We start from the raw sequence: 17,909 nt of genomic DNA on the forward strand, positions 1-17,909 counted from the left end.
ACGGTTGGGTTAACCGTAACGGCCTGTAATGTAATCTTCGGTTTGCTTCTTCGCTGGTGTTGTAAACAAGGTATTGGTATCAGCATATTCCACCATGTCGCCCATATACATAAAGGCTGTTTGGTCTGATACTCGCGCAGCTTGTTGCATGTTGTGAGTTACAATCACCACGGTGTAACGACTCTTAAGGTCGTTAATCAACTCTTCAATCGTCAATGTAGAAATTGGGTCAAGTGCTGATGTAGGTTCATCCAATAATAGCACTTCAGGCTCAATCGCAATGGCGCGAGCAATTACCAAACGCTGTTGCTGACCACCAGATAAACCAAAAGCATTCTCGTGTAAGCGGTCTTTTACCTCTTCCCATAAGGCTGCACCACGTAGTGAGCGTTCTACTGCTTCATCTAATACGCGACGATCTTTAATACCTTGCAGGCGTAAACCATATACTACATTCTCATAAATAGACTTTGGGAATGGGTTTGGACGCTGAAACACCATACCAACGTTACGACGTAGCGCGGCTACGTCTACGCTTTTATCGTAAATGTTTTGTCCGTGTAGCAAGATCTCTCCGCTAATCTTACAAATATCAACCAAGTCATTCATACGGTTAATACAGCGCAGTAAGGTTGATTTACCGCAGCCCGATGGGCCAATAAAGGCGGTAACTTGGCCCTTGGGGATCTTCATCGACACATCGAACAAAGCTTGTTTGTTGCCGTAGTAAAGATCCAAGTTCTTTACTTCCAATGCAGTTTGCTCTGCAGTTAAGTTAGCCAAATCTAATTTAGTATCTCGACTATTTTCTGTATTCAAAGAAATCATTTTTTTTCCTACAAATTGCCGTTAGCTTATTGGTCTAACGTTTTAAACTTTTCGCGTAAACGGTTACGGATTTGGATGGCTGCTAAGTTTAAGCCAATAATAACCGTTACCAATAAAAATGCCGTGGCGTACACCAAAGGTCGAGCTGCTTCTACGTTCGGGCTTTGGAAACCCACATCATAAATGTGGAAGCCTAAGTGCATGAACTTGCGCTCTAGGTGAATGAACGGGAAGTTGCCATCAAGCGGTAATGTTGGTGCTAGTTTCACTACACCGACTAACATCAATGGTGCTACTTCACCGGCTGCACGGGCTACCGCCAAAATAAGGCCAGTCATAATCGCCGGGCTCGCCATAGGAATAACAATACGCCACAGCGTTTCTGCTTTGGTAGCACCTAAAGCTAGAGAGCCTTGACGCACCGCACTAGGAATACGCGACAAACCTTCTTCGGTAGATACAATCACCACAGGTAAGGTAAGAATCGCCAAGGTTAGGGCTGCCCAAATTACACCAGGTGAGCCAAAGGTCGGCGTAGGTAGTGACTCTTGATAGAACAAGGAATCAATACTGCCACCTAGCATATAAACAAAGAAACCTAAGCCAAATACACCATAAACAATGGATGGAACACCTGCCAGGTTGATTACCGCAATGCGAATTAAACGGGTAAAGCTGTTATTGCCGGCATATTCGTGCAAGTAAATCGCGGCTACAACCCCTAAAGGCGTAACAATAACGGCCATCAACATCACCATGAATACCGTACCAAAGATAGCTGGGAATACCCCGCCCTCGGTATTAGCTTCACGTGGCTCAGACACAATAAATTTAACCGCTTGATGCCCCCAATGTGCTAGTTTTTGGAACCAGTTCATCTCATTTGGGAAGAACACATCCAATACATTATCCATTGGAATTGTCACCAACTCACCGCGCATATCACGGATAATCAGTTGGTCACGGCGTGCTTCATCACGGTAAGCAAATAGTTGCTTCTCAAGTACCAAGTAGTCTTGGTGCAATTGCTCGGCGTCGGCTTCAATACCAGCTAAGCGTTCAGGCGTTAGCTCATCAGCCAGCTCATACTTGCGCTGCTTTAAACGTAAACGCTCTAGGCTGTAGTTTATGCCACCAATATCATGACGCTGCAGCGAGTCGGCTTGATCAATAATGCCATTAGAGCGTTCTAACAACTCAAACAGCTTTTCGTGGTCAGCATCATCAGCAGCATTAATGGTGGTGTCACCTTTAACGATACCTTCAACGTAACCGTAAAAGTTACCGTTGGTGCGACGCTCAACTACTGCAATGCCTTCAGGCTGCTTTTTCGATAAGATTTCATTCTCGGTTAACCAACGAAAATCCAAGTTTACGTATTCACGGTTACCAGTCTTAATCAAAAAGCGCTCTACAAAGTCGCCATCTAAGCCTTCTAAATTTGCACCAGAGGCTTTTAAGCGCTCAATAGGCACAAGCTCGGTGTCATACAACTCGCCAATCACAGTTTGAGTTTCACCAAACTGTTTGACTTCCATTTCAAGTACAGGACTTGGCCAGAAATAGACCAGACCGCGTGTGGCAATTAATAGTAGCAACCCAATCACTGCTACTAAGCTTATGCTTACCGCACCCGCTGTCATCCATATCCACGGGTTACCTGATTTAAACCACTTATTCATCGGTTAGTTCCCATATCCCTATTTACAGCGAGCTGTATTTGTCGCGCAGACGTTGGCGCACAAATTCAGCAATGGTGTTAAATGCAAAGGTAAATACAAACAATACAAAGGCCGCTAAGAACAGCACTCGGTAATGTGAGCTTCCCACTTCTGACTCTGGCATCTCTACCGCAATGTTTGCCGACAAAGTACGCATGCCTTGGAAGATACTCCAATCCATTACTGGCGTATTACCGGTAGCCATAAGTACAATCATGGTTTCACCCACTGCGCGACCAAGGCCCATCATTACTGCCGAGAAAATACCCGGGCTAGCAGTTAAAATCACCACTTTAGTAAGGGTTTGCCAAGGCGTGGCCCCCAATGCTAAAGAGCCATTACTCAAATGCTTTGGCACCGAGAAAATCGCGTCTTCTGCAATAGAGAAAATCGTAGGAATAACCGCAAAGCCCATGGCTAAACCCACCACCATAGAGTTACGTTGGTCGAAGTTAATGCCTAGCTCGTTGGTTAGGTATAAACGTGCATCGCCGTCGAACATCCATTGCTCAAGTGCAGGGCTAATTTGGATACAGCCCCAGCCAATAAACAACACTACTGGAATAAGTACGATTGCATCCCAACCTTCTGGCAGCAACTGGCGTACTTTCTTCGGCATTTTTGACCAAGCAAAAGCAGTGAGCAAAAAGCCTACCGGTAGCAACAACATAATGGCAATTACGCCAGGTAAGTTGTCTTCAATTAATGGCGCTAACCATAAACCCGCCAAAAAGCCCAAAATTACCGTGGGTAAAGCTTCCATAATTTCTACGGTAGGCTTAACCACTTTGCGCAGTGGCGCTGACATAAAGTAAGCAGTGTAGATAGCCCCAGCTAAAGCAATAGGCGCTGCAAACAACATCGCGTAAAAAGCGGCTTTAATGGTACCAAAAGAAATTGGCACTAAGCTGAGCTTAGGCTCAAAGTCATCACTGGCTGAGGTTGACTGCCATACATATTGCGGCTCAGGGTAACCTTCGTACCAAATTTTGCTCCACAAGGCGCGCCACGTTACTTCTGGGTGCTCGTTATCTACGTGATAAAACTCAAGACCGTTTTCGGTCTCAGTGAGTAGACCACTGGCTCGCGGAGAGAAAGCTAAACTAAAGGCTTTAGCATCGGTCATTTCACGAACTAAACGGCCACCGCCGGTTGTGTGGAATAAGGTAATAGAGCCATCTTCCCCACTTACAGCAAAGCCCTTACGGAAGTACTCAACGCCAATTTCGTTTACTTTAGCGCCTGCATCAAATTCACGAATTTGCGTAAGCTTACGTACCCCATCTTTTGCAACATCAAACCACTGGCTTACTTTGCCATTGTCGTTTGCAACAATTAATGAACTTGCACCGGTTAGTAAGGCAATATCAGTGACATTGCTGTCGGTGCTATTAATAAAGTCCACTGAATTTAAGCGCACATTATCAATATCGGAGATATTGTAGTTAGCCAGCTGATTGCCGTTACGAATGTATAAACGGCGTAAGTCTGGCGTTACCAAAATTTGATCGATGTTACTTGGCAAGCTAGGAATATCGGCCGTCTCGGGCAGCCATTCCAAAGACTCACTAAACATGTCTTCTTCGGCTTCGTAACGAACCAACAAGCCTCGGCCATCGGCGGTAACTGCTGCCACCACTGCCGACTCTTCTTGACGCTCAAAAGCCAACTGCTCAATGGCTTGGCCTTGTGGGTCAATAACTAGCGCTTGCTCACCCATCGGGTAAGCAATGCTTGGCGTAATCAAACGCTTGTCGTTAGGGTAACTAATACCAAATTTAGGTGAAACTATGTAAGCCAAGCCATCACTGGTACCGTAAGCCACCAAACCTTGGTTTGGCACTGTGCGGTCTGACGCAGTAATGTCTGCTTCAACTTGATAGTCTTGAAACTCGCGCTGGCTATCGATTAGGTTAAAAAAGCTTAACTGCCCGTCTTCATTAAAGCGGTAGGCAATTTCGTTTTGCTCTTCAACACCAATAGCCACTGTGGCACTGCTATCTTGTAACGGAATCGTTTTAGATTTTTCTAAACTCGCTCCGTAGAAGATAGGTGCAACTACATATAATAAATAGAAGAAAATTAAGATCAGTGCTAATAGAACAACAATCCCGCCAGCACTTACGCTGTAGCGGGTTAGTCGGTCCTTAATTAGCCGCTGAGCACTACTATTAAATGACACTGACTGCGTCATATATCCCTCACAATTTAATAGGTCTGGCGAAAGTATATGGCAGTTTTATGACAGTATTGTTACAGGGTGAAATACTAAAAAAAAAGTCACAATTGGGTGGGATAAAAAACGCTCACCAACTATGATTAACAAGTGTATGTTACATTTGTATGTACCTAATATTACAAAGAAATTATATTGCATGCTTGGCTGGCTTTTTACCCAAGCGCAGCTTTTAGTAGCTTCCTAATTACTTAAAAGCTATGCATACTTTAAACCCTCGTAAACATCGCTAATAGTTTGCTGTCATAAAACTATTGTGCGCTAGGCTATGGAGTAACAAGATGAAACAACTCGTGGTAAGTGTAATTGGCAAAGACCGACCTGGTATCGTTGATCAATTATCCTCATTAGTCGTTCAACACCAAGGTAACTGGCTAGCCAGCAGCCTAACCGAACTTGCTGGTCAATTTGCCGGAATATTGCACTTAGAAGTTGATGAACAGCACCTCGACGCACTTAGCCATGATCTACTTAACCAAGAAAATCTTTTGGTAAATATTGCTGAGGGCGATAGCAGTAATAGTGAAGAACAACAGCAAGTAGCAATAACCGTTACCGCGAATGACCGTGTGGGCATTGTGCAAGAGGTGACTCAAGCGCTAAATACACTGGGCGTAAGCTTAAGCGAGATTAATACTCACGTTGCCAGTGCTCCCAACTGGGGAGGCCTAATATTTACCGCTAATCTCACAGTGCCATGCGCCGACGATGACCAACTGGGAGCAATTCAAGAGTCTTTAGAGTCACTAGCCGATGACCTGATGGTAGATATTGAACAAGACTAATCCCTTTTTAAGAAGTAAGAACTAAAGGTGAACAATGAGCGACAGTCTATATATAGAAAAAGAGTTAAGTTGGCTTTCGTTTAACCAACGGGTCTTGCAAGAAGCCCAAGACCATTCAGTACCAATTATCGAACGCGTTCGATTCTTAGGTATTTTTTCCAACAACCAAGATGAGTTTTATAAAGTAAGGGTTGCCGCCTTAAAGCGCCGTATCATCCTTAATGAACTTAAATCTAAAGATGATGGCTCAATCCAGCTACTCAATGACGTGCAGGCTAAGCTGGCAGAATTACAGCAAGATTTTGACGATACCTATCGCGAAATCATTCTCACTCTTGCTCGTCGAAACATCTTCTTAATTAATGAAGACCAGCTTAGCGACAACCACCAAAACTGGGTAAGAAAATACTTTAAAGACAAGGTACTGCGTCATATTACGCCGATCGTATTGACCAAACGTACCGACTTGGTTCGCTTTTTAAAAGACGAATACACCTACCTCGCGGTAGAAGTAAAAAAGGCAGATAAAGAAAGCCACCTATTGATTGAGATCCCAACCGACAGCCTACCGCGTTTTGTGGTACTGCCGCCCGATGGCTCAAAAACCCGTAAAACCTTAATCATTTTGGATAACATCATCCGCTTCTGTTTAGATGATTTGTTACGAGGGTTTTACGAATACGATTCTGTTGCGGCCTACTCAATCAAAATGACTCGAGATGCCGAGTACGATCTTACAGACGAAGTAGACCAAGGCCTGCTAGAAAAAATGTCTGAGGGTATTAAGCAGCGTTTAACCGCCGAACCAGTGCGCTTTGTTTACGATAGAGAAATGCCCAACAGCATGGTGAAGCGTTTAAGTAAAATGCTGCACATTTCTAAACTTGACCACAGCGTAAGTGGTAGCCGCTACCATAACTTTAAAGACTTTATTGGTTTCCCAAATGTGGGTAGAAAGTACTTAGAAAACCCTAAGCTGCCTGCTCTGAACTGCCGAGACTTCGACAGCTTTGATACGGTATTTAATGCCATTAGCGCGCGAGATATTCTACTCTACTACCCGTATCATAAATTCCGTTATATTTCGGAGTTTGTGCGCCAAGCGTCTTTTGACCCCAAAGTCACAAGCATCAAAATCAATATCTACCGTGTGGCGAAAAAGTCTCATCTGATGAACTCGTTGATTGATGCCGCTAACAACGGCAAACGAGTTACTGTGGTTATTGAACTACGCGCTCGTTTTGATGAGGGAGCCAACATTGGCTGGGCACAAATGCTCACCGATGCTGGTGTAAAAGTTGTCTTTGGTGTTCCTTCGCTAAAAGTACATTCAAAGTTACTATTGGTAACCCGCAAAGAAGACGACCAACGGGTGTATTACAGCCATATTGGTACCGGAAACTTCCACGAAAAAACGGCTAAAATTTACACCGACTTTGCGCTGTTCACCAAAAACCAAGAAATTGGCCAAGAGGTGGAAAACGTATTTCGCTTTATCCAACAGCCCTATCGTCGTTTTAAGTTCCAACACCTTATTGTATCGCCCAACGATACACGCCGACGCTTGTTTAGCTTAATAGATTACGAAATCAATCAAGCTAACGCCGGCAACCCTGCGGCAATCACGATAAAAGTGAACAACTTAGTCGACAAAGGCGTAGTCACTCGCTTGTATGCGGCCAGTAAAGCTGGGGTTAAAATCCGTATGATTATTCGGGGTATGTGTTCATTAGTACCGGGGCTTGAAGGCAACAATGACAACATAAAAATCATCAGTATTGTTGACCGCTTCCTTGAACATCCGCGAGTATTCCACTTCCATCATAGCGGCGAAGATCAGGTTTATATTGCCTCTTTTGACTGGATGACCCGTAACATTGAAGAGCGTGTTGAAGTTGGCGTGCCAATCTACAACGATGAGCTAAAACAGCGGGTGATTGACCTGTTAGACCTACAGTTTGCTGACACCACCAAAGCGCGCATAATCGACGCCAAGCAGCAAAACCAGTATGTACAACGTGGTAACCGCCGTAAGATCCGCTCCCAAGTTTGGACTCACGATTACCTAAAGGCGATTGAATCTAAACCTCGCCGTAAAGTTGTTGAAGAAGACAATCCCTAAGCTTCTCGCTAAACAAAAGGCCGCTAATTAGCGGCCTTTTTTATTTAGGGAGGATCAGGCAAGCTTAGCGAGATGGCTCTAATTCGTGGCTCAATTGTGCTAAATATGCCTTCATAAACTGGCTGCGTTGCTCCGCTTCACGTTTAGCCGCGTCGGTATGCACAGTATCTGCAATATTTAGCAACTTAGTAAAAAAGTGGTCAATGGTATATTGGCTGTCATCCGGCTGCCGTGCCTCACACATTGGGTCTACATCACAATAAAGTGTACGTTGCAGGCTAGCACCTACTTGAATACAGCGACTAATACCTATGGCGCCTAGCGCGTCTATACGATCTGCATCTTGAACAATCTTTGCTTCAAGGCTTGTTGGCTTAATATCTGCGCTGTAACTATGGGCTTCTATTGCATGATGAATTTCACTTAAGTAATGAGTTGGGTAAGCAATTGACTTAAGAAAAGCAACTGCCTTATTTGCCGCTAAACTAGAAGCCTGCCTGCGCTGAGGGTGGTTTTTAGGCAGTGATACACAATCGTGTAACCAAGCGGCTGGAGCCACTACTTCAAGCTTGCCCTCTTCTTGTTTGCACAGGTAAGTAGCCAATTTAACGACCCGCTCAATATGGTCGATATCGTGGGCAGTATCACTGGTCTGCAGCCCCTGTAAAAACTGTCTGCAATGAATCTCTAATTGCTTAATCATAAAGCTCAGAATAAGAGGTTAGTTAATGGGCGTAAACTACCCAAAAGCCCATTTCGAGTCAAAAGCTACTAGACAAATTCTTCTCGGTTTCATCATCACTAAAGCAAGTAAAAGCCCGCTCAACTTTACGTGATTAAAGCAAGAAAAAGTGTTTACACAAATAATTTTATCATTCATTATTTAATGATAATCGATAAATAAACATCTTTTATCAGGAAAACTGCCTATATGGAGAAGCAAGGGTATGCAATCACTTGAAGCAATTAGTATCGTTGGTAAACGGATGCGACTAATGCTATGGGGCTTAGTTGCCTTAATTTTAATTTGTTTGGTGGGCTTCCCTAGCGAGCTGGGCTTAGATATTGAACCAATGAAACACAGCCCTTGGGTATTTAGTTTTCACACGGTTATGGAAATGCTGTTTGGTTATCCCGAACTTATCTTTGAGAACGGTCAAATCATCGACAATGACCTGCATTTTGCTCCCCCTGAACCACTGTCACTTACTATGCGCCTTGTTGCAGTGGCTATATTTTTCACCACTAGCCTCATTATGGCTTGTTTGATTTGGCAAATTGATCGTTTGTTCTTAGCCTACAGTAAAGGCAAGGTTTTCACTCAAGAAACCACTCGCAGTTTTCAATATATTGGCTGGGCATTAGTTGCGCTGTTTACAGTAAACAGTATTGCGAGCTATCTCATCGAGCAATTAGTGTTTCCTATGGAAATGCCGATTGGCTTGCCTTTCCCACCACCTCCAGAAGATTTATTTGGCTTTATGCCACCGCCGCCTCCAGAACACCTATTTGGCCTTATTCCACCGCCTCATGAATGGGTAAGCTTGGAGTATATACAGTTAGACTTCCCATTACTTCTAGCAGGCTTGTTTATGATTATGGTCGCCCACGTGATGAAGTTGGGCATGCAAATTCAAGCCGATGTTGACGCAACCATTTAGCAGGAGCGAGCAATGACGATAGTAATTAATCTAGACGTAATGCTAGCCAAAAGAAAAATGCGTTTGAACGATCTGTCAGACGCTGTGGGCATATCCGTTCAAAACTTATCGATTTTGAAAACAGGCCGCGCCAAAGCCATTAGGTTTTCAACACTAAGCGCAATTTGTCAGGTTTTAGAATGCCAACCTGGCGATTTACTCGAGTATCAGCCGGAGCAAGATGCTCGCTAATTCGATAAGACCAAACAGCAGAATTCAATAAAGTCACAAGGAACTAAACATGAACTACCGACTTAAACAAAACCTAAGACTGTTCGCACCTGTTCTTGCTTTTGCATTCTATTTTTCGGGTTTGCACGCAGAAGAAGTTCGCAATCTAGAAAGCTTAAGCGACCCGTTTGTAGTAGTAGATTATGATGCTTCGATCGCTAACTTACCGAGCGATAAACAAGCTCTTGCAAGAGACTGGCGAAAGCAAATGCTCGCGTTAGAACAGCAATTAGAAAACGCTGAAAACAACGATAAGCTCAAAGTAAACGTCACCTTCAATACACTTTATCAGCAGTTAGATCAGCTATTCGCTGATAACCAAACTGATTTGATAAAGGTAAATGTCCTAGCAAACTTAAGTAGCGAAGAACAATTACAAGCTTTGGAGCTATGGCGAGATATCCAACTTAAAGAGATAAATCTGCTAAGTCACAATTATAGTGAAACCGAAGAACAAGAATTGTACAAAAAATACGCGAAGCTAGACGCAATTTTAGCTTCTATTGATTAGTTAAACTATGATATTGCAATAGAAGGAATGTTCGATTAAACATCTTCTATTAGCCTCTAGCCAGCGTGAAATATAGCGATTGCTAAGATACACAAGCAATCGCTTATAAAGCTGCATGTCATTGTCCAAGCCCTCTTTTCACAAAGTCTTTACACTTTCTCACAAGTCAATTTCGTTATCTCACAAGACGTTGAATTTCTTCGCTTAGTTTGACCAGTTCTTGAGTTTTTACTATTCGATTTGACCTTAAAATTATATCAATCCAATACTAAGGCGTAACAAAAAATACACATTAGAATCACGTTGATAAACGTGCTCTTTAACGAGTGGTATGGTCACGCTACAGGAAATCATGTGTGACTAGTTCGTTGGTAACTTTAACGGAATAGGGACACCGAAATGAAAACTCCAATGTTAGCGCTAATATTAACCCTTAGCGCTTTACTCTTAACCGCTCCAAGCACGGTAAGTGCGGCAAGCATAGGCAAAACCATCTGCGATCCAGCAGCGGATTCCGGCAACGGGTATGGCTCTGGTTACTATGGCGGCCACTTTTATTCATGGTTTGAATTAAGCCAAAACAACATTAAAACCTGTGATGTAAAAATTGGTTTTTATAACGATGCCGGTCGCCACTATCGCGCTGAATGGAATATGGCAAAATCTTGGGGTGAAGATGCCATTGGCGGACTTGGCTGGGATAAAGGGGCGAGATATCGCAAGATTGGTTACAACGTTGGCGAGCTAACCAGTAACTCCAATATTCAAAAAGCCTTAGTAGCCCTATATGGTTGGTCATGTAGTGGCAGTACCTCGCAAGAATACTATGTTGTAGATACCTGGAAAGGGCCAGGCAAATTCGTACCTTGGGATGAAAACGCTGGCGCGCCGGCAAAAAGCAAAGGCACCGTTTACGCCAATAACGCCACTTACGATGTATACCTCGTAGACCGCAACGGCGCACAATATTGTGGCAGCGGAGAAAACCGAAGCTTCAAACAGTTTTGGAGCGTACGCCGTTCACCCACTGCCCACGGAAACAACCAAGAGCTAAATTTTGGCCCACATGCCAACCGCTGGGATAATTCCGATCTAGGCTTTAAAACAGACGGATTAGCCAACGGTTACCAGATCTTAGCCATTGAGGTGTTTGGCGATGCAAACATCAATCACAAAGGTGCTGTAGACCTATCGCTTTGGTTACGATAGTGCCTAACTAAACCTAAAACGAAGCTAAGTGTTGTGTAACGCTTAGCTTCGAAACGCATGGCAGGAAGCAATTATGAAGACTTATGGATGGGTACTCTCTTTAGCTGGCACCTTTATCGCGGGCTACCTCGTTGCTGTTATCTACCATCCAAAGCCGAGCACTGGGTCTTTCTCTCATGAAAACTCACAAACAGATTTAGCAACACTGGAAAAACCTGTAAATAGCAATGCTAAAAATACAGGTTTATTATTTAGAAATAGTAACTTAGATGATAATTTCGCCAATCAGCCTGTTAGCAAACCAGCACAGGTTCTCGTTAAACACACTCCAGATAACATAGAGCTAAGCAACAAAGCACAGAGTGAAGCTAAACCAAATAAAGCAGCGCAGTTTGATGCACTAAAGCACGCTATACAAAATAATCCTGCAAGCTTAGCGAACTCAATTGAGCAACTAGCCGCACTTAACGTAGACAACCCTGATTTTGATTTACTACTCTCAGCTATTCAAAGCAGCACTAACTCAGACAGTAAGCAAGCCTTGCTGGGCTTAGCAGAGCAGTACGCCATGCTAAGTGATGCCCAGTCTCAGCAGAAGTTTCTTTCGCTGCTAAGCAGCGCTTCGAACATTCAGTCTCCGCTGCTGGTACAAGGCTTAGTAGACCTAGCAACACTAGAACTAACTGATACAAAATCACGAATAGAAGCCTTAAGTTTGTTAAAGCCTTATCAAATCTCAGATCCAGAACGACAAGTAATTACGAGTGAATTGGCACAGCAAGTATTAACAGCCAATGCTGATGAAGCAGAAATGTTGCTATCTCAGCTCATGCGCTTTAGCCACAATCAACAGCGCACTGTTATTGCCAGTGACATGCTTTATAACAGTTCACAAGCAATCCAACTAGCAGTACTAAACAACATTAATAGCGGCAGCATTCCTGCAGCGAATGACTTGAAAACCAAGCTATTAGATATGGCCAGCGATCAACAAGATTCCTTGTGGTTTGAAGCACAACAAACCCTACTCACCTCTTTTGATTTAAGCCAACAAGAATACGCACGCCTTAGCGCTAACTAACTTAGCTTAAGCTTGGCGCGTTACTTTAATCAACATCGCGGTTTCTGGATCCATAATGGGTAACTGTAAGCCTAAGTTCATTAAACTCTCACCGCTAAGCAGACATGTTTTCTCAAGCCAGTTAGGAAATTTTTTCATCATGTGTTTAAAGTCTGGTTTATCCAATACTTCAACTTTATAAAGGGCTTGAGGCTGTAAGTTGATTAGCTTTAGTCTGCCCGGCAAAGTGTAAGCTGGCATAGACAACTGCACCGCCCAGTAAACGCCTTCGCCTTTATCTTGGTCTAACACGCCATAAGCTTGCCAGCTATCATCACTAGCATTTAGCTGATGAAAAGTGCCGGAATGCAGCAAGGGCCTCAGTGATTTATGTAAGGCAATATAGTGCGCAAACTGCTCTCGCTCTTTGGCATCAACTGCTACTGGGTCTAGCTCTACGCCCATATGGCCAACCAATGCGGTTAGCCCCCTAAACCCAATGCTATGTTGTCGATAGGTGGTATGGCTATGAGCAGGACCAATGTGTGAGCCCATCACTTCTGGTGGGAAAAAGTACAACATCGCTGGCTGCATAATTTGCCGCTCTAGCGCGTCATTGCTATCTGAGAGCCAGAATCGATGGCTGCGCTTTAGTACTTCGTAGTCAATGCGACCGCCGCCCGAGGAACAACTTTCGATTTCCAGCTCGGGGTGGCGTTTAGCCAATTCGTCCACCAAGGCATAAAAGGCTTGAGTTTGACCATGCACCGCCGCTTCACCTAGGTGGCTTGGTTGAACTAGCTCGCGGTTCATGTCCCACTTAATATAGGCAATAGCATACTCGCTTAACAGGCTATCTAAGCGCTCAAGCAAATAGGCAAACACCTGAGGATTTTGCAAATCGAGTACATATTGATAACGACCCGTTTTTTGTTGGTAACCGGCCTGCCCCAACACCCATTCAGGGTGTTTACGGTACAAATTTGAGTCAGGGTTAACCATCTCTGGCTCAAACCATAAACCAAACTCCATGCCGAGTGCATGCACATGGTTTATTACTTCTTCTAAGCCTTGCGGATACTTTTGGCGATCTAAAAACCAATCCCCCAAACCTGCTTTATCGTGCTCTCGACCAATAAACCAGCCATCATCAATAATAAAGCGCTCTACACCAATATCTGCTGCTAAGCTGGCCATTTGCTTAATGTAAGCAGGATCGTGGTCAAAATAGATCCCTTCCCAGGTGTTAAGGTGCACCGGTCTCGCTTTATCTGCTTCAGGAAAGCGAAGAATGTGACTACGCACATAATGGTGAAAGTTAGCGCTCATCGAGTTTAAGCCAGTGCTCGCGTAAGTCGCCATCAACTCTGGAGTTTGGTAACTTTCGCCTTTAGCCAAGCGAACTTCACCACTAAGCAATAACTCTTCGGCTTGTAACCAACGTCGCCCATCGGTTTTTACACCACTTTGTATACGGTGATTACCACTCCAAGCGAAATGAAAGCCAAACACTTCTCCCACTTGGTGAGAAAAACCTTTGTTGCCGATAATCGCTCCCGGAAAATACTGGTGTGAAGTACGCCCACGACGGTTTTCTTGGCTAATTATTCCCCGCTCCAAGGGCTGACGGTGTTGCTGAAACTCTTTAGTCCAGCGGCCATGTAATGATAACAGTTCATCACAATAGGCTGGCAAAGGCAGGGTCAGCGCCAAGCGCTGCAAATTATAATCTTGTTCGCCAAGGTTCGTTACCTTACTTTGCAAGGTAAGCACATCACTCGCCTCATCAAGGCTTACACTCAAGCTAAGCGCTAATTCTGCACGGCTATCTACCGCTTCTACAATTAACTTGCTATGACCTTCAAGGGTAGCGTTAGCGGTAAAGCTTGGGCACCAATCTTTACCGGCGCGGTTTCCCTCAAGGCCTGGGCTAGAGAACCACCCCTCACTGGCCTCTGGGCAAAGGGTTAACGGCACGTCTTCATCTAAGCTTGCTTCAGGCACCGGCCGGCTAATGGCATCCAGCAAGGCTTCATCAATTGAGCCATTAAGCTTTGCGCCCCAATAAATGATTTCTGGTAAGCTGTTGGTTTGCTTTAACAGCAAGCTACTGCTTCGCCCGAATAAATGAAACAAGCTCATAGCAACTATCCTTGTGCGGTAAAATCAATGTGGTAGCTAAAGTAGTTCTCTAGTACCTGATGTTTAGGGTGTACCGAAGGACTCCAAGAGTCATCTCCACCCACTCCTTGGTGGGCAACATCTAAATGTACAAACACACTGCCACTGTCTTTAAGCTGATAATTATGTGTTGCGTCGCTTAAGTCTTGCTGGCTAAAACGACTCGCTGTCATTTGCAAACTAGGTTGGCAGAGCAGCTCTAGATTCAACTGCTGTTCATGCTTAATAGACAACTGCCTGACCTCTCCCCTCCCGCCATTTTCGCTAGGGAAAATATAGGGGGTATGCAAGTTATCGACAGTTTCACTATAGCGGCTGACGGTAGCAGCGGCTAAACGGTCTCGGTAATTTTCATGTGGACCCAAACCAAACCACGACAACTCACTAAATTGTTTGTCTAGGCTTAAGCTCAGCCCTACCCTTGGCAGAGGCGGCAAGTAAGCTGCGGCGTTCACCTCACAATCAAAAGCTACCTTGTCGGCACTAATCACATAACGGTGTAACACCTTAAAAGCGGTTTTCTGTTGATGGCGATACTCGCTGCTGCATTCCACAAGCCAGCATCCGTTGCTAAGTTGAGAGAAATTAAAATCTAAAGCTTCACGTTTGAGTTGATGAAGTCCAGCGCTTTGCCAACGGGCAATCCACGAGTTGGGATCCATTTGGCTGGCTTCGCTTACTCCAATATCATTATCGAGCGGAGCACGGTAAAAATTATCAACCGGTGCAGCGGTAAACAACTGCTTTTCATTTACCGTCCAAGCTAGCCATTGCGCGCTAACACAATCAAATTCAAGCAGCTGCTTTGAGCTCTCAAAGCGTATTCTGCGATCTTGCTGCGTGCATTTAACTTCGGCTTTATTTATAGGTTTAGAGCTATTTAAACCACCGAAAGCTAACTTAAACTGTTGTTGTGCCAAACTATGGCCAGCAGGTGCCCAAGCAGTAGCCTGTTTCAATTTAATGTTTATAGTTAGCCAAAACTCACCACTAGTTTGAGTCGCTAAATCTTGCATAGCTGCCTTTGGCAAACACATTATTTGCTGCTCACCAGCTAGCAAGCTTAAGTTAAACTCGCCTTGGCTAAATAGCTCGCCATTACGTTCTATTCGCCACTCCCCTGCGGTGTTGCTACTGTCGTTTACTAAATGCTCATTGCTGATTAACACCTCGCCCTTGGCTAGATTTTCTGCACTTATCTGCCAGTATTGCTGTAAATACTTAATTTCATACAAACTAGGGTGTGGGCTGCGATCTGGGAAAATCAGCCCGTTAATACAAAACTGGCGATCATTAGGTTGGTCGCCAAAATCGCCCCCGTAGGCCCAGTAAGTTTCTCCAGAATCAGTTTGCTTGGTAATACCTTGGTCAACCCAGTCCCAAATAAAACCGCCCTGCAAGCGAGGATGCAAACGAAATGCTCGCCAGTATTCTTCAATACTTCCCAGGCTGTTGCCCATTGCATGGGCATACTCACACAAAATAAGCGGACGCTGTTCGTTAGGATCGGCAATATGTGCAGTAATCGCTCGCTTGGGGATCCCCTCTCCTGCGGTATCCCAATCTACCCGGGCATACATTGGGCACAAAATATCAGTAGCGGGAGTATCGGCCCCACCCCCTTCGTATTGAATCGGGCGACTTGGATCAGCTTGTTTCAACCAGCCATACATAGCATCGTGATTACAACCATAGCCAGACTCATTGCCTAAAGACCAAATAATGATCGACGGATGGTTTTTATCACGCGCTACCATGCGGGTTACTCGCTGCATGTAAGCATGCATCCACTGCGGATCGTCCGACAAACGTTTCATCGGAAACATACCATGGGTTTCTAGGTTGGTTTCATCAACTAACAATAATCCGTATTCATCACAGAGCTCATACCAACGTGGGTGATTAGGGTAATGCGCGGTGCGCACAGCATTAAAGTTGTTCTGCTTTAGCAACTTTATGTCTTGCAACATGCTGGCTTCGGTCATTACGTGGCCAAGCTTTGGGTCATGTTCGTGACGGTTTACCCCACGAATTAACACCGGCTTGCCGTTGAGTTTTAATAAACCATCGCTAATTTCTACGCAGCGAAAGCCCACCGAGCTTTGTTCCACTTCCAGTAAGTTTCCTTTAGCATCCAATAAACTTAAGACCGCTCGGTACAAATTAGGCTGTTCGTCACTCCACAGCTTAGGTTCAACAACATTGCTGCTTAAGAAGATGCGATCGGCAAAACCGCCTTTTTCATCCACCGCCAAATTGTTGGTGGATTCTCGCACTGGATTCGCGAATACCGAGCCATCACCGTCATAAAGCTGCAGCTCAACTTGGTAGCCGTCTAACTGCGCTAAACTAGCTCCAGCCAGTTGTACCTCGACTTGCAACTGCGCATCTCGATAACAAGCGTCTAGTTGGGTATTGATGCTAAAGTCTGCAATATGAACTTGCGGCTTAGCGTAAATGCTCACGTCACGAAAAATGCCGCTTAACCACCACATATCTTGATCTTCTAGGTAACTCCCATCACTCCAGCGATAAACAATCACACACAGTTGGTTGGTCCCTTCTTGTAAAAAAGGCCCAATATCAAATTCGCTGGCTAAACGGCTATCTTGTCCGTAACCCAGTAGTTGGCCATTTATAACTACGTGAAAAGCAGAGTTAACCCCATCAAAACGCAGGCGCACTTGCTTATTGGCCCAAGCAGCTTGGTAGTTAAACTCTGTACGATAAACCCCCGTAGGGTTATCACTAGGCACATAGGGAGGATTTACTTCGAAGGGGTAAATGACATTGGTATAAATGGCTTTATCAAAACCCTGTAACTGCCAATTGCCAGGCACAGCTATACTTTTCCAACTACCCTTGCTGCCAGCAATTAGCGCATCACTCAATTGCTCAGGCTGTTTGAGCAAACAAAAATTCCACTGCCCATTTAAACTGAGCTGATGCTCTGAGTGTTGCAGATTTAAGGCTGCATCTAAGCCACTATATGAAGCTAAAGGTACATGTGAGGGTAAGCGATTACGCTCAGTAACAGAGGGATTTCCCCAATCTTTTTGGGCTAACAGTGTGGCGCTTACTCGCGTCATTCTTATCTCCATAAACCAAGTAGTACAATGTAGGCGCTTGTTATCTAACTGCTAAGCCCTAACGGGCGGATATACCAATTGCAGTGATAACAAGTTTATTGGCTGATTTTAGTTGGCCTATCTCCGCAAAAATGAGAGCGTACTCACGAAAGCAGGAAAACGTTTACACAAAAGTAAATGAAATGTAACTACTAGCGAGTAGTTACATTTGGTTTAGTAGAAAAACAAAGCGTAAA

13 protein-coding genes are annotated in these 17,909 nt (G+C 44.4%); 7 read left to right on the top strand and 6 right to left on the bottom strand.

Annotated features, from left to right (window positions below; genetic code table 11):
- Positions 1 to 9: 9 nt before the first annotated feature.
- Genes pstB through LQZ07_RS16550 form a run of 3 tightly spaced genes read right to left on the bottom strand, consistent with a single transcriptional unit; the run spans position 10 to position 4,743 of the window.
- Positions 10 to 828, bottom strand: a complete 819-nt coding sequence (gene pstB, locus LQZ07_RS16540) for a phosphate ABC transporter ATP-binding protein PstB (RefSeq protein WP_016401740.1) — start codon at positions 826 to 828, stop codon at positions 10 to 12.
- A gap of 26 nt (positions 829 to 854) precedes the next feature.
- On the bottom strand, positions 855 to 2,510 hold the full coding sequence (gene pstA, locus LQZ07_RS16545; protein WP_152781364.1) for a phosphate ABC transporter permease PstA: 1,656 nt from the start codon (positions 2,508 to 2,510) through the stop codon (positions 855 to 857).
- Between the two features lie 22 nt (positions 2,511 to 2,532).
- A complete protein-coding gene (locus tag LQZ07_RS16550) occupies positions 2,533 to 4,743 on the bottom strand; it encodes an ABC transporter permease subunit (RefSeq protein WP_040307150.1) in 2,211 nt (736 codons plus the stop codon).
- Between the two features lie 323 nt (positions 4,744 to 5,066).
- Between LQZ07_RS16550 and LQZ07_RS16555 the strand changes: the two genes are divergently transcribed.
- Positions 5,067 to 5,570: a glycine cleavage system protein R gene (locus tag LQZ07_RS16555; protein ID WP_152781368.1), complete on the top strand. Its 504-nt coding sequence runs from the start codon at positions 5,067 to 5,069 to the stop codon at positions 5,568 to 5,570.
- 34 nt (positions 5,571 to 5,604) lie between these two features.
- Complete coding sequence (gene ppk1 / locus LQZ07_RS16560; protein ID WP_016401744.1) at positions 5,605 to 7,692, top strand: polyphosphate kinase 1; 2,088 nt, start codon at positions 5,605 to 5,607, stop codon at positions 7,690 to 7,692.
- Positions 7,693 to 7,756: 64 nt separating this feature from the next.
- Here ppk1 and LQZ07_RS16565 read toward each other — a convergent pair whose 3' ends face one another.
- Positions 7,757 to 8,395 (bottom strand): HD domain-containing protein, encoded by a 639-nt coding sequence (locus LQZ07_RS16565; protein ID WP_152781369.1) that lies wholly within the window; start codon positions 8,393 to 8,395, stop codon positions 7,757 to 7,759.
- A gap of 244 nt (positions 8,396 to 8,639) precedes the next feature.
- On the opposite strand from LQZ07_RS16565, the gene LQZ07_RS16570 reads away from it, so the two are divergent.
- The 5 genes from LQZ07_RS16570 to LQZ07_RS16590 all read left to right on the top strand — a co-directional run bounded on the left by LQZ07_RS16570 (position 8,640) and on the right by LQZ07_RS16590 (position 12,424).
- Positions 8,640 to 9,353, top strand: coding sequence for a DUF2975 domain-containing protein (locus LQZ07_RS16570; protein WP_152781371.1), 714 nt, complete (start codon positions 8,640 to 8,642; stop codon positions 9,351 to 9,353).
- Positions 9,354 to 9,365: 12 nt separating this feature from the next.
- Positions 9,366 to 9,584, top strand: coding sequence for a helix-turn-helix transcriptional regulator (locus LQZ07_RS16575; RefSeq protein WP_016401747.1), 219 nt, complete (start codon positions 9,366 to 9,368; stop codon positions 9,582 to 9,584).
- A gap of 49 nt (positions 9,585 to 9,633) precedes the next feature.
- Positions 9,634 to 10,134, top strand: a complete 501-nt coding sequence (locus LQZ07_RS16580; RefSeq protein WP_152781373.1) for a hypothetical protein — start codon at positions 9,634 to 9,636, stop codon at positions 10,132 to 10,134.
- Between the two features lie 399 nt (positions 10,135 to 10,533).
- Positions 10,534 to 11,343 carry a glycoside hydrolase family 11 protein gene (locus LQZ07_RS16585; protein WP_152781377.1) on the top strand — a complete coding sequence of 270 codons (810 nt, stop codon included), beginning with the start codon at positions 10,534 to 10,536 and terminating at the stop codon, positions 11,341 to 11,343.
- A gap of 73 nt (positions 11,344 to 11,416) precedes the next feature.
- Complete coding sequence (locus LQZ07_RS16590) at positions 11,417 to 12,424, top strand: hypothetical protein (protein WP_152781378.1); 1,008 nt, start codon at positions 11,417 to 11,419, stop codon at positions 12,422 to 12,424.
- A 6-nt stretch (positions 12,425 to 12,430) separates the two neighbouring features.
- On the opposite strand, the gene LQZ07_RS16595 is transcribed toward LQZ07_RS16590, so the two are convergent.
- Together LQZ07_RS16595 and LQZ07_RS16600 are read right to left on the bottom strand one after the other, a co-directional pair.
- Positions 12,431 to 14,545 (bottom strand): alpha-galactosidase, encoded by a 2,115-nt coding sequence (locus LQZ07_RS16595; RefSeq protein ID WP_152781379.1) that lies wholly within the window; start codon positions 14,543 to 14,545, stop codon positions 12,431 to 12,433.
- Between the two features lie 5 nt (positions 14,546 to 14,550).
- Positions 14,551 to 17,673 (bottom strand): beta-galactosidase, encoded by a 3,123-nt coding sequence (locus tag LQZ07_RS16600; protein WP_152781380.1) that lies wholly within the window; start codon positions 17,671 to 17,673, stop codon positions 14,551 to 14,553.
- Positions 17,674 to 17,909: the final 236 nt, after the last annotated feature.

The organism is Agarivorans sp. B2Z047 (genome assembly GCF_023373605.1).
Lineage (GTDB): Bacteria > Pseudomonadota > Gammaproteobacteria > Enterobacterales > Celerinatantimonadaceae > Agarivorans > Agarivorans albus.